Origin of the sequence: Pseudoalteromonas sp. SWXJZ94C (assembly GCF_015864385.1) — a bacterium.
In the GTDB taxonomy this organism is placed as follows: domain Bacteria; phylum Pseudomonadota; class Gammaproteobacteria; order Enterobacterales; family Alteromonadaceae; genus Pseudoalteromonas.
Genome location: NZ_JADYXF010000001.1, coordinates 17,211 through 30,302, shown reverse-complemented (window position 1 = coordinate 30,302; position 13,092 = coordinate 17,211). Strand labels below are relative to the sequence as shown.

Here is a 13,092-nt window from a genome sequence, read left to right as displayed (position 1 = left end):
AAGTTACCAACGAAATTCAATGTCTAATTAATAAACTAACAACAACTTACTAAAATAAGCGACGAAGAAGTACAAGCTAATTGATTTTTGTTTTTAAAAAGTCGGATACATTAGCATTTGTAACCTTTCAGGATTAAAATTTGTTCCCTCTATGGAGATTTAATCGCATCTCGAGGCGAAACCCAGTGACCTCGTTAATCGCTCCTGCGTAACGCTACATCGGCTCTGCATTGCCTAAATACTAAACACATTGCTGAAATTTAACCTCGAAAAATAAACAGATCCTAATATTGTGCTAGATATACTTGTCATTTACCTTCCCCTGACTCCTTAATATCCTTTAACATGTCTTGATAATCTTGCTCTGTTTTAGGACCAATTAAACACGGGCTTTTTGAACTATTCTCACCTAAAGCTTTCTCCGCTTTTTTATGTATTCTGCTTTGCTCTCGAATAGATTCAATATTATCTTCTAATACTTTCAATATTTTTTCACTTTTATCCAGATAAATTGTAACGTTCAAATTTCATTGCTCTTACACATTATTTTTCTACTTTAGTATTGGGCGGAGCATCCATAAAATGAAAACTCCCCCAAAGTAAAATCAAAAAAGCTAAGGGAAAAAAAGCAACCAAAATACTATATTCGTTAATTTTGTCACTAAGCCTATAACACCCAAAAAACACTAAAGGGTAAATTAATGTACCCCATAAAAAAAACTGATTCATTATTCTATTAAACAAGGGTATATGAATATGTGAGTTACTTCCCAGCCCCATGAGGCTAGCAATAACTATAAATGGATATACGACTAAGGGAATCGCTCCAACAACTAACATAGCAATTCTAACAAACTCAGTCATATGATTAATGCCCTATATATTTTAAAAAACTAACGCCGTAACAAAGCGTGCATAACACCGAAATAGAATAAAGATTCAAATTTTAAGTAAATAAATAGCAAAATATTTGACTACAATTGTAGTGAAAAACGAATAGCAGCCAAACGTTTAGCGTCTGTTTTTATTGCTTTTTTTATTAGATTAACTACAAACTTTAATTTAGCTGTTTATGTATTCAAGTCTACATTTTTCAGCTAATAAATCGAAATTTGATATTTCTATGCACGCAAAATAATCTTTTACTGATCCGATTGTCTGCTCAATACTATCATGTTCATCGCATTCATATTCTATGGCTATTCCAATAATTTTTTTCATTATTTCATCCCAAGAATAACGTTTTTCTATGCTACCTTCCTCAATATCAAAGGATATGAAATTTTGTTGGTTAATGTCATATGCATAATGTATATATCCACCTATATCAGCCCAAAGTGGAATAATATCACCCAGCATATAGGCTGCTTGCTCCTCTTTATTAAGGAAATATACAACAGGGCAAGTAAAGTAAATATCTAATGGATAACTGAGTTTTTCATCAAGTACGTCATTAAAAAAATGAGGAATATTAAACTGTTTTATAAGCATTTTTGCTTTTTCAATTGTTAAGTAATTCATGATCAATATTTCCTATCGCAAGGTTGTAAAATAATCCAACAGCCTAAATTAAAAAACGAGCTACTAAAATCAACCCTAAGCACTTTTAAAGTATTTGGTAATGAATTTAGACCCCATAATACAGGCTATTTTTCTTAAATAAGCGTAATTCGACAGCATCAATATTTATTTTTATTAATAAACAAACCATATCCGAGTTCCTGCATTGGATCAATTGGTTACTATATAGTTACCTCGCATATAAAAGGGAGTTTAATCTAGTTTTTATGGGTGTTTTAGACGATGTTTAGGTAGCTTTATTACAAGTAAAAAAGCACTTTTTAGCAGAGCGTATTTCGTAGTAGTTAAAATGTGTATTAAGCAGGGTTTTATATACGTTATTTATTATGAAGTAACGCGTGTTTGCTGTAATGCTATTGAATAAATTCAAAAATAGCTGCATTACTTGCCTTAAACAAACACGCTTCTGTAAATTTAATCTTTACAGATGAACACAATTGGTGAGTTAGCTTAAAATGTACTGTTATGTGTACTTTTTAATTTAGCAAAAGTTAAGCCCATCGTTGCACCAAAAGCAATATGTAACACCAAGGTTAGCACAGGTGCCATAATCCCCATTGATAAGCCAAACAGACCAGCACCACTCATCGGCATAGGACCTATCATCATTAATAACCAAGCACCCACACCAAAAGTAATACCCTTCATTACTTGTGAGTTACTTGGCAATAAATCATTTACAAGTAGATACTACTTTTGCTAAACAAAGTCATAAATTAAAATAAACGTTATTTGCTGCAAGCAATTTTTAACGTGATTTTTGGACCCATAAGCACCAATGACAAATTGGTTTAAATATAATCATAAAAAAACTAAATCCTGTAATTTCGCTTTATCAGTATGTTGGTTTTCGTGACAATAATTGCACATTTTTATTAGGTCATCTATTTAATCTAATTGAGAAATTCACCAATTAATTTTAAATAAAACACAGCCAGGTGTTAATTAAATACAGTAACGCCTACTTTTTCACATTTACTGTTTTACAAACGTTACGCCTATTGGTGGTTTCCCTTCAGGTAGGCGAGTTGAGTGCATTTGCGATACTAGCCATTTACCATCTACTTTTGTAACCACTACACTTTCTAACCAAAACACGTCCATGCTCTTTTTTTCACTTTTAAGATTTGCTTGATTCCAATAATTAATAAAACCAGTATCGCCAACAACTTTCGAACTAATCACACTAAAATAGTTAGTTCTTGTAAACTCCGAAGGATTAACTGCATTAATAAAATCGTTAATAGTCCACACTTCACCGTGCTCTAAAAGTAAAAATGAATCATCTACTGCTGCGCGCATTTTATCGTGATCGATATTAGAAACAGCTAAAAAAAGGTCACTCACAGGTGTGAATATATTGTCTTCTTCTGCGGCTTGTATTGATGATGAAAATATAAATAATGCGATAAAGGTAAGTATTAATTTCATAGTTTATGTAATGTGTAATTTGCTCAATAGGTACAAGTGTATTTGAATAACTAAACATTCACAATTGAATTAAAACGAATACAAATGTTTATAAAAAGCACTATGTGTAATGCTTGTAGTGGTAATGCTCTATATTTGTTTTAAACAACAAAAAACGCCCATAAGAGCGTTTAAGTTTTTATTCGTTTGTGTATTAAATCAATTTTGGGTAGTAAATTTAACTCAAGCAGTTATTTTCAAAACTAAAAGCGTTGAATCTACTTATAATCAGCCACTTATTAACCGGCAAATTAGCTACTCTTCTAACCATTCAATTGCAGCGGTGGCATTTTCAAAATATGCCATTTCCCCAGATACAGCATTATTGCCTATTTTTGCGATATTTGATTGCCACTTTTTATTGCCGTAAATAGCGACCCTTTTCAGCTCATTGTTATGTTTTTTACCTAGCTTTAAGTCATCAAAAACACATTTAAAGCCAACACCTTGAAGTTCTATGCTGTCAATTAGTATACTTATTACGGGGTGTTTTACTTGCGAGAGGGCTGAATCAATCTTAGGGGTAATGTTTTTATAATCTTCGTGAGTAAGCTTACCAACAGCCTTAAACGTTAAAAAAAACTCACTGCCTTTGCCTTCAATATCAATCGATAAACCATGGTTTGAATGTGCCATCACTTAATCTCATTCTTCAATTAAGCTTTGAGAGTACGTTACATTAGATTAATGAATTATGAAGCAAATGAAAAAAACACTAAGGTTAAAGTAAAAAGTGAGCATGTAGCTCACTTTATATATGTTTAGGTTTAGGCTTAGGTATTTTGTACGCGAGAAATTTGGTTACTTACATCCGTTAAATGACCCGTTTTAAGCCATACTTTTGCGCCATTATTCCCCGCTTTAACATTAACAGTGCTGTTAATAGGCACTCTTAGCCAACTGTTTTTTACCAAAGTATCAGCTTGTTCATCAAGTGAGCCTTCAAGTACTAGCAGCTCAGCCCCACCTTGTGCATTTATTACCATGTCGGCGTTAGGTTTGAAAAGCAGTAAGCTTACTTCTTCAAAGGTGTCTTTGTATAAAGGCGTTACTGCTACATTTTTAAAATTAGGATGTGCCGCACTTTGCATTAAATCTGTTTGCAAGCGTACATGCGTTCTATCATCTGGCTGAAACTGCCATAATTTTACAAATATAATACAACCGTTTTTAGACCCTGGCTTATGTTTTGACTCAGGCGGGTTACGAATATAGGAGCCAGCCGGAAAGTCGCCATGTTCATCTTGAAATACACCTTCAAGCACAACAAACTCTTCGCCGCCGGTGTGTGTATGCGGCGAAAACTCACTGCCTGGTGCGTAGCGAACAATCGTTGTTGCACGAGCAACTTCATCGCCTACTCTATCAAGCGCTCGTCTATCTACTCCAGCCATTGGCGATGCAACCCAGGCAAGTGTTTCACTGTGCACAACAACTCGTTTACTAAAATCGGCAGCAATTTTCATACTTAGCTCCTAACTATAATTTGGCTTAAACCTAAACTTATATGATTCTTAAATTGTAGTACTAAGCAGCAACACTTGGACGTTTTGCCACTTTTTCTTGCCATGCAACTAAATGTGTTAATTCACTTGGAATTGCTATTTGTGCAAACCCTGCAAATACAAGCCCTGCATACAATGTAATATCAGCAATACTAAATTGTTCACCAGCAACAAACGCTGATTGCTCTAGTACGTCATTAAAATAGCTAAAACCTTGGCGCGCTTTTTCACCTTGCTTTTCACCCCAACCTGCATTTTGATAAACTTCAAGATCTGGTCCTAAGCCATCAGTTGCATGGTGAAAGTATGTTGCCACAGCATCAAGCACCATAGATTCCGCACGTTTTTGCATCATATTAATAACTGCGCGCTCTTTTGCAGTTTTACCCATTAATGACGGACCTTCAAATGCGGTATCAATATACTCGGTAATAGCCGTACTTTCAGATATAAACGTGCCGTCATCTAGTTCTAATACTGGTACGCCCGCTAATGGATTTTTAGCTAAAAAAGCGTCAGTTCTGTGTTCACCATTTAATAAATCAACAGGTACAAATTCAACATTTTCAGTGGCATTTTTTTCAGCTAAAGCAATACGAACACGAAGTGGATTTGGGAAGTTTTCTACATCATAAATTTTCATAATTATCTCTTATATTTTTGTTAAAAGTAAATAAAACGGCGACTACCTACCTACCGATAGGTAATTTATATTGCTAAACTAAACTTAAGTCAACGTTTAAATTTTTCTTATTTATAGGATCTAACTTAATTTATAATAAAATTAGTATGTTGCTTAAAAATAAAAACGCTTGTAAATAACTACCTACTGGTCGATAATTTTATTATTGCGAATAGGAAATATTAAAATGAGTAAGAAAGAAGCTTTATTAAAAGCAGCTGAAAACAAGGTACGTCTTGGCGGTTATAGTAATTTTAGTTTTAGAGAACTTGCGAGTGAAGTTGGAATTAAAAGTGCGAGTGTTCACTACCATTTCCCTACTAAGGCTGATTTAGGTGCAGAGCTTGCGCATCAATATACTAATTCGTTTTTAGCTGCACTAGGTGAACCAAACGAACTTAAAGCGAGCGGTAAAAACCCGATAAATGTGTACACTCAACTTTTTAGAAGTGCATTAGTAACCGACAGAAAAATGTGTTTATGTGGTTTATTAGGAGCCGAAAGCGATAGCTTACCGGATAAAGTACGCCTTGAAGTAAAGCGCTTTTTTAACGAAAACCTAGCATGGCTTACTGCTGCACATTTAGTTAATGGCGATCTAAACCCTACTCAATCGGCTATTCAAACTGTTAGCCTGCTAGAGGGTGCAATGATGATAAGTAAAACACTCGACGATAACAGCTACTTTGAACTTGCAACTCAGCTAACGTAATAAAATTTAAATTTAGCGCATAAAAAAGCGAGCTATTTAATAGCTCGCTTTTTTTGTACTTAAAATAACGTAATAACTTACGCTACTTTTAGATATTACATTGCAGGTTTAACTTTATGCTTAGAATGCACAATAACTAACACAATTAAACCAAGTATAACGACTGCAGCACCAATTGGCTTATTCAAATCGCTTGATAAGTTAAGCCCTATTGCTGCAGTAGCAATATAAGACATTGTTACACCTGTTGCTATAACAGCTGGAATACTCGCAATCCAATGAAAAGCTCCACGGTCAAATAAGTACTTAGTTGCAAGCCATAGTACGCTTGTAGAAAGCAACATATTTGAGAATGCAAAGTAGCGCCAAATTAACGAGAAATCTAATTTAGTCATAAAGTATGCTATAGCAAGTATTGGTACAGCCACTAATAAACGATTACGTAAGCTTTGTGGAATATTGAACGCATCAACAACCGTTAAACGTAATGAGCGAAACGCTGTATCACCAGAAGTGATTGGGAATACCGCAACAGCAATAATTGCCATAATACCGCCAAACACACCTAAGTAGCTGTTAGCTACATGGTTAACAACTAAACCTGGACCACCTTGGTCAAGTAATGCTTTTAAGCCTGCGTAACCATCTGGGAACGCTGCAATACCCGCAAGTGCCCATACACAACCAACAATACCTTCACACATCATGGCGCCGTAATATACTGGGCGTACGTATTTTTCATTTGTTAAACAACGGGCAATAATTGGCGCTTGAGTCGAGTGAAAACCACTAATAGCACCACACGTAATAGTAATAAACAATAACGGCCACGTTGGTAATCCATCTGGGTTTGGTTCTAAAAAGTCGTGAGCGTGGTCGGCTTCAAAATAAGCCAAAAAGTCACTTGGAACAGGTAAATGAGGAGCATTAATTAATAATGAAATAGCAATTGCCACTGTCATTACAATCATAAGAGCACCAAAAATTGGGTAAAATTTAGTAATAATTTTATCAATTGGTAATAACGTAGCTAAAAAGTAATACGCTAATATAGCCACAACCCAAAAGGTGTTGTTTGCTAATATTGTACCTTCAAAAAAATCAAGGTTACTCAATAAGCCCGCAGGGCTCATAATAAACACTACACCTACAAAAAACAGTAGCATGGCAGTAAATACAAGCATAAAGCCTTTAAATACTACATTGTAATAGTGACCTGCGATTTCTGGTAAGCTTTTACCGTCTTCTTTTATACTCATTACACCTGAGAAGAAGTCGTGTACAGCACCACCTAAAACGTTACCAAGTACAATCCAAACTAGAGCAACCGGACCGTATAAAGCACCCAGTATCGGACCAAATATTGGGCCTACACCTGCAATATTTAAAAATTGAATTAAAAAAGCACGTACAGGATGAATTGCTACGTAATCAACACCTTCGCTAAAGCGTTTTTGTGGTGTATCAACGGTTGAATCCAAGCCTGCTTGCTTTTCAACAAATGGACTATAAAACTTATAACCCAGTATTAAAATAGTAAGGCAGATAAAAAAGATTATCATAAAGCACGTTTCTCTTTTTGTATGTGTGTTATAGAGCGCATGTGTGTCGCCCCGCCTGTTCAATCCGTGAATAATCAACGATCTTAACAAAGCGCCATAACCCGAACAATAAGACGTTTAGCTAATACCATCGGCAATGTAAGCTACTATTTATGCAATATGTGTATTTAACAATCCACACAGCTTATTTTATAATCGCGTTTTATTTTAGACATAAAAAAAGCGATTTTACCTAAGGCAAAACCGCTAACACACAATGATTGGTTGTTTTCTATATCTGTTTAAATAAGCTTATAAAGGATTCATAAAATTACTAATTTGCTGATGCGTTAAGCTTGGTGTTGCTCCCGCGCTTTCGGCTACCATAGCGCCAACCGCACAAGCAAAATCGACAGCAAATTGAGCATCATCGTTACTACATAACTGATAAATTAGCGACCCTAAAAAAGAATCTCCTGCGCCTACAGTATCAACCACACTAATTAAGTAACCAGAGTTGTAATAGTTAACACCTTTAATTGTTAACAATGCACCGTGGCTACCCTTAGTAACGCATAAATATTCTGTATTTGTTTGCTCTGCAATAAACGCTAAGTTTTGCTCAAGCGAGTGGTATTTACATCCCATTGCTTTTGCTATTTCGTAAAGCTCTTCATCATTTAATTTAACAAAGTCGGCTTTATTCATTAAATCTACCAGTGTTTCTAGCGTGTAATGAGGCGCACGTAAATTTACGTCAAATACTTTAAAGTTAGCTACATCAACTAGTTGTTTTAATGTAGCCAGTGATGCTTCACTTCGACCGATTAAGCTACCAAATACAAACACGTCGCTATTTTTAACTTTATCGAGTAATGCGTCAGTGAGTGCTATGTTATCCCACGCGGTATCACCTACTATTTCGTAACTTGCCGAGCCACCACTGTCGAGCGTTACTTCAACCGTACTGGTTTTTTTATCATTATTAATAGCAATGTATTCGCAGCTTACGCCTTTACTTTTAATTTCGCCTAAAAGCTCAGTGCCCAACTCGTCGTTACCTACTGCACTTATCATGTCGGCTTTGATGCCTAATGAGTTAATACGCACACACATATTAAGCGGCGCACCGCCTAAACGTTTACCCGAATCAAAGCAATCCCACAACACTTCGCCAAAGCAGCTAACACTTACGTTCTCGCTTGATTTATGATTAATTAAAATACTCATTATTAATTACTCTTTTGATCAAGCACAGCTTGCATAATGGTTTTAATTTTGCTGTTAGGTGCATACAGCGCAGCAATCGATTTTTTATACTCAACAGTAAAGCTGTCGTTATTTTCAAGGTCGCCAAACAAACTGGTTAACTTTAAAAATGCACATGGGTCAACAATGGTTTCTTGTGCGTATGCATTTAGCTCTTTATACATAGCATCTTGAATATCAAGTTTAGCGCCGTTTTCACTCACGCCTTTGTCGCTGTACAAACACCACGTTGCAATAACTAATGCTGCAAGTGATACATCATGACCCTTTACTAAGTTTTCGTTTATTGATGCAATTAAAAACTTAGGTAATTTTGCTGCACTTTCAGAGCAAATACGCGCTAAGCCATCTTTAATATTTGGATTAGAAAAACGCTCTATTAACGTGTCTTTATAAACTTCAAGGTCAATGCCTTCTAGCGGATCAAGTAACGGGGTTACTTCTTTATCCATAAATGCACGTAAGTAAGTAGCAAATAATGTGTCTGATACCGTTTCGTCAATAGTGCCATAGCCATGAATAGAGCCAAGTAAACCAAGTACCGAATGCCCTGCATTTAATAAGCGAATTTTCATTGTTTCGTAGGGTGTTACATCAGTTACAAACTGTGCACCTACGGTATCCCAATTTGGGCGACCGTTACAAAACGAGTCTTCTATAACCCACTGCATGAAAGATTCACACGTAATTGGCCACTCATCGCTTACGCCGTAAGCTTCTACTACGTAGTCAATATCACTTTTTTTAGATGCTGGCGTAATACGATCAACCATTGCATTTGGAAAAGTAACATTTTGTTCAATCCACTCGCTTAATTCTTTATCTTGCTCTTTTGAAAAAGCTATAAGCATTTTACGTGTTACGTGGCCATTGTGCTGAATGTTATCGCAAGACTGCACTGTAAACGCGCTTAAGCCTTGCTCTTTACGCAATTTTAAAGCGGCAGTAATGTAACCAAACGCTGTAATTGGGTCGTTCGGGTTATTAATGTCGTTAATAATGTCTGGATTGCTATAATCAAACTCACCCGTTACTGGGTTAAAGTTGTAGCCACCTTCGGTAATAGTAAGCGATACTACTTTTGTATCGCTGTGTGCTAACTTATTAATTACCGCTTGTTTGTCTTCTGGTGCAAACAAAAAGTCGATCATTGAACCAATAACTTTATTATCAATTTTACCGTCTGGGTGTCTTACCGTAAGGGTATAAAGGTAATCTTGCTGCTTTAAAATATCACGCAGCCCACGGTTACCTTCTAAAAGACCAACACCACAAATGCCCCACTGCTCAGAACCTGGCGTTTTTAAAAGCTCGTTAATATAAACGGCTTGATGGGCGCGATGAAAGCCGCCCACACCAATATGTACAATGCCCGCTTTAAGTGCGCTACGATCGTACGTTGGTGTATCAACATGGCTTGGTAGTTGAGCCAAGCTCTGCTGGTTTAGCCCTGTTACAAGAGCGTCAGTGTGTTGTAATTGCGTCATAGTGCGGCCTTACTCAAACAAAAAATAAAATATAAATTATGATACGAAACTAATATCTCAAACTGTATTTACGATACTGTATTCAATACTTTATGGCGTTTTAACGACCAGTAAGCAGTTACAAAGTAAATTACAGTACAGATAAAACAGATTATTTCGAATTGCGATTTGTTCGCACCATACATGCTCATTGTGTCGCTAAAGAACATGACTTGGCTGGCAAATACAAAAATAACAATTAACGAAATAGTGGAAATAGCATTAAGCACCTTACTAAACATAGAGCTATCTATTACCGGTTTTGGTAAATCTTTAGCTTCTGTTGCTTGGTACTCTTTAATTGCTTTTAACTCTTGCTCGTCGGCAGCAATTTCACTCGTATAGTCTTCACCTGCACCGTATTTTTTAGCAAGTAAAGTGTAAATAACGATTGTGAAAATCCACGTAGGAATAAACAAGTAGTAAAATGACATTACATCAATGGCGTTTAAACCAAAGCCAAACACAAGCGCTAACGCCCAAGATGCTATAGCCGGTACGCTGCGGGTAATGTTTTTATATTTAGCCCAGTAACGTGTTAAACCAATTTTAGGAAACAATACGTGCTCAGCAAACACAATGCCGCCTACTGGTACAACTAATAAGCCTGCGTATGTTAGTAGCGGTAGCATTTGTGAAAATACAAATGGGAAACACGCAATAATCACCGTAACAACACCCACTATAGCGGTTGTACGTTCACGTGATTGATTTACAAATATAGATTGTGCTGCAAGACCAGCGCGGTAAAGGTTTGCGTTAGCTGTAGTCCAGCCAGCAATTATTACAATAACAAATCCAGTCCAGCCTAATGCATGGTATGCAACATCACCCGGATCAAGCGATGAAATAGTTGTTTTAAGTAATACAGCAACACCTGCGCCCATAATACCGGCAGAGATCCACGCTAAGTAATGACCAAAAAACATGCCCACACCAGAGAACAAACCATAGCTTTTACGTTTAGCAAATCTAAAAATAGCCATGTCAATCAAACCAAAGTGAGTGATTGAGTTAGCAGCCCATGCAAAACCAATTACTTCTAGTAAGCCAATACCTTTTTCGCCATCGGCATTTGTACCGGTCCATATGGAGGAGTCTCCTATGGTCATAAAGTCACTAAAGCTACTTAAAGATGTTGAGCCTAAAACATGGTTAGAAAGTTCTGGGAATAATGCGAACGAACCGGCAATAAATATAACAAATAACCACGGTGCACAAAGCTTTGAAAAGTCAGCAACCGTCGAAAAACCATACATCGCAACAAACACAACAATAGAGCCTACCGCTAAAACAATAGCCACAAACCAAAAGCTATTAGGGTACCAATCAAGTTGAGCAGGTATATCAAACAAAAACCGCACGGCCGTGGAGGATACCGTGATCATGGCGGCCGATATAACACTAAAAATAACCACATTAGCCCAGTTATAGAGCTTGGTCATTGAGTTACCAGCAATTTTGTTTAAGTAATTATATAAACTTAAGCGTGTTTCTACTGCTATAGGAGCCGTAATAAGCCACCAAGAACACATCGCTAAAAGGTTACCTATTAGTAAACCAAGTAGAATGTCGATGGTTGAAGCACCTAATGCAACAAACGTTGCACCAATAACAAATTCAGTAGCCGCAACATGCTCGCCAGCATATAGCCCAGCAAAATGTTTCCAACCGTGTAATCGGTTATTAGCAACGGGAAGCTGCTCTTCGTTTACATCTTTAAATGATTGTGTGTGTGGACTCGTTGCCATGGTATTTCCTATTGGTTTAACAGCAAAGTATTTAATACCTAAATACAGCGCCTTTTATAATTTAGTTATAAACGCGTAATTCCTTAATTTGTTTTGTTATTGTTAAAGCAATAACTAACAACGCTTATATTTTGCTATTTATGAACCAGTCAGTGTATGGCTACAAATAACAATTTTAAATGACTGTAAATTTACAGTGCTCTTTATTTCATCAATATTTAAAAATCACTACTTTTAAGCATAGGGTAAGTATTAAAAAACTGTTCCCAATGCGTTAAATGAGCAACATTTGGGTAGGCTTTATGTACATGATTAATTGCCTCTTGCATATGTTGCCCTCCGCTATAATGCAGCACTTGCATATTTGCATCTATTGCTGCACTTACACCGGCTTTACTGTCTTCAATCACTAAACAATGTTTAGGTTTTACACCCATTTGCTTAGCTGCATGTAAAAATAAATCAGGCGCTGGTTTACCGCGCTTTACTTCACTGCTCGTAAATACTGTATTACTAAAGTATTTACTTAAACTTACTACGCTCAACGCCTTGGCGGTGCGTGCTGGGCTGCTGCTTGTAGCAATACAAATAGGCACAGCTAAATTATTTAGTACATCGCTTATACCATCGGTTGTGGTTAGCGATGTTTCAAATTCGTTTAAAAGAGCTTCTCGGTAATCACCTTCAAAACTCTCTGGGAGAGTGACATTAAATGCGTTAGCTATTTTTTGGCTTACTGTTTTAAAGTTACACCCTAAAAAATGTTGCTGTACATAAGCACGATCAATATCAACGCCCTTTTCAACAAGCATATTAATTAATACTTGAGCACTCAAAATTTCGCTGTCTATTACAACACCATCACAATCAAATATTACAAGCTCAATTTTAGTGTTCATTTTGCCACCTTATAAATAATAATTAGTTTAACGACTAGTATAACCAGTTTAGTAAAACTATTTTGGTGCAACCCTCAATGATGAGCATAAGCCCAGCGATTGAGCATATTCCCTTTATTGAATTGATATGTCAACACGTTGTAAGTATAAAACGCA

13 protein-coding genes and 1 pseudogene are annotated in these 13,092 nt (G+C 36.3%); 1 reads left to right on the top strand and 13 read right to left on the bottom strand.

What is annotated here, in order from left to right; all coding sequences use genetic code 11:
• Positions 1-308: 308 nt before the first annotated feature.
• From I6F65_RS00150 to I6F65_RS00115, 8 genes and pseudogenes are all read right to left on the bottom strand, one after another.
• Entirely contained in the window at positions 309-485 is a 177-nt protein-coding gene (locus I6F65_RS00150; protein WP_158001062.1) for a hypothetical protein, read from the bottom strand.
• Positions 486-543: 58 nt separating this feature from the next.
• The gene (locus I6F65_RS00145) at positions 544-864 is read right to left on the bottom strand and encodes a hypothetical protein (protein ID WP_024610865.1); all 321 of its coding nucleotides are present in this window, start codon (positions 862-864) and stop codon (positions 544-546) included.
• Between the two features lie 198 nt (positions 865-1,062).
• Positions 1,063-1,521 (bottom strand): hypothetical protein, encoded by a 459-nt coding sequence (locus I6F65_RS00140; protein ID WP_024610864.1) that lies wholly within the window; start codon positions 1,519-1,521, stop codon positions 1,063-1,065.
• Positions 1,522-2,031: 510 nt separating this feature from the next.
• Positions 2,032-2,259 (bottom strand): annotated as a pseudogene (locus tag I6F65_RS00135) (DUF6789 family protein); the annotation flags it as partial.
• A gap of 297 nt (positions 2,260-2,556) precedes the next feature.
• Entirely contained in the window at positions 2,557-3,012 is a 456-nt protein-coding gene (locus I6F65_RS00130; protein WP_166109183.1) for a nuclear transport factor 2 family protein, read from the bottom strand.
• 294 nt (positions 3,013-3,306) lie between these two features.
• On the bottom strand, positions 3,307-3,687 hold the full coding sequence (locus I6F65_RS00125; protein WP_024610862.1) for an STAS/SEC14 domain-containing protein: 381 nt from the start codon (positions 3,685-3,687) through the stop codon (positions 3,307-3,309).
• A gap of 137 nt (positions 3,688-3,824) precedes the next feature.
• A complete protein-coding gene (locus I6F65_RS00120; RefSeq protein WP_197110902.1) occupies positions 3,825-4,517 on the bottom strand; it encodes a cupin domain-containing protein in 693 nt (230 codons plus the stop codon).
• Between the two features lie 61 nt (positions 4,518-4,578).
• Positions 4,579-5,199, bottom strand: coding sequence for a glutathione S-transferase family protein (locus I6F65_RS00115; protein WP_197110900.1), 621 nt, complete (start codon positions 5,197-5,199; stop codon positions 4,579-4,581).
• A gap of 226 nt (positions 5,200-5,425) precedes the next feature.
• Between I6F65_RS00115 and I6F65_RS00110 the strand changes: the two genes are divergently transcribed.
• Positions 5,426-5,950 (top strand): TetR/AcrR family transcriptional regulator, encoded by a 525-nt coding sequence (locus tag I6F65_RS00110; RefSeq protein ID WP_197110898.1) that lies wholly within the window; start codon positions 5,426-5,428, stop codon positions 5,948-5,950.
• Positions 5,951-6,045: 95 nt separating this feature from the next.
• Here the strand turns inward: I6F65_RS00110 and I6F65_RS00105 are convergent, their stop codons facing one another.
• The 5 genes from I6F65_RS00105 to I6F65_RS00085 form a co-directional block, all read right to left on the bottom strand.
• Complete coding sequence (locus I6F65_RS00105) at positions 6,046-7,512, bottom strand: carbon starvation protein A (protein WP_024610858.1); 1,467 nt, start codon at positions 7,510-7,512, stop codon at positions 6,046-6,048.
• Between the two features lie 291 nt (positions 7,513-7,803).
• A complete protein-coding gene (locus I6F65_RS00100; protein ID WP_024610857.1) occupies positions 7,804-8,721 on the bottom strand; it encodes a carbohydrate kinase in 918 nt (305 codons plus the stop codon).
• Positions 8,722-8,723: 2 nt separating this feature from the next.
• Positions 8,724-10,247 carry a mannitol dehydrogenase family protein gene (locus I6F65_RS00095; protein ID WP_197110896.1) on the bottom strand — a complete coding sequence of 508 codons (1,524 nt, stop codon included), beginning with the start codon at positions 10,245-10,247 and terminating at the stop codon, positions 8,724-8,726.
• A 68-nt stretch (positions 10,248-10,315) separates the two neighbouring features.
• On the bottom strand, positions 10,316-12,037 hold the full coding sequence (locus I6F65_RS00090; protein ID WP_166109179.1) for a cytosine permease: 1,722 nt from the start codon (positions 12,035-12,037) through the stop codon (positions 10,316-10,318).
• Positions 12,038-12,255: 218 nt separating this feature from the next.
• On the bottom strand, positions 12,256-12,936 hold the full coding sequence (locus I6F65_RS00085) for an HAD family phosphatase (RefSeq protein WP_197110894.1): 681 nt from the start codon (positions 12,934-12,936) through the stop codon (positions 12,256-12,258).
• Between the last annotated feature and the right edge of the window lie 156 nt (positions 12,937-13,092).

Bases quoted from the DNA above. Each gene is read 5' to 3' on its own strand.
- I6F65_RS00145 (WP_024610865.1), bottom strand. From the start codon at position 864: ATGACTGAGTTTGTTAGAATTGCTATGTTAGTTGTTGGAGCGATTCCC.
- I6F65_RS00140 (WP_024610864.1), bottom strand. From the start codon at position 1,521: ATGAATTACTTAACAATTGAAAAAGCAAAAATGCTTATAAAACAGTTT.
- I6F65_RS00130 (WP_166109183.1), bottom strand. From the start codon at position 3,012: ATGAAATTAATACTTACCTTTATCGCATTATTTATATTTTCATCATCA.
- I6F65_RS00125 (WP_024610862.1), bottom strand. From the start codon at position 3,687: ATGGCACATTCAAACCATGGTTTATCGATTGATATTGAAGGCAAAGGC.
- I6F65_RS00120 (WP_197110902.1), bottom strand. From the start codon at position 4,517: ATGAAAATTGCTGCCGATTTTAGTAAACGAGTTGTTGTGCACAGTGAA.
- I6F65_RS00115 (WP_197110900.1), bottom strand. From the start codon at position 5,199: ATGAAAATTTATGATGTAGAAAACTTCCCAAATCCACTTCGTGTTCGT.
- I6F65_RS00110 (WP_197110898.1), top strand. From the start codon at position 5,426: ATGAGTAAGAAAGAAGCTTTATTAAAAGCAGCTGAAAACAAGGTACGT.
- I6F65_RS00105 (WP_024610858.1), bottom strand. From the start codon at position 7,512: ATGATAATCTTTTTTATCTGCCTTACTATTTTAATACTGGGTTATAAG.
- I6F65_RS00100 (WP_024610857.1), bottom strand. From the start codon at position 8,721: ATGAGTATTTTAATTAATCATAAATCAAGCGAGAACGTAAGTGTTAGC.
- I6F65_RS00095 (WP_197110896.1), bottom strand. From the start codon at position 10,247: ATGACGCAATTACAACACACTGACGCTCTTGTAACAGGGCTAAACCAG.
- I6F65_RS00090 (WP_166109179.1), bottom strand. From the start codon at position 12,037: ATGGCAACGAGTCCACACACACAATCATTTAAAGATGTAAACGAAGAG.
- I6F65_RS00085 (WP_197110894.1), bottom strand. From the start codon at position 12,936: ATGAACACTAAAATTGAGCTTGTAATATTTGATTGTGATGGTGTTGTA.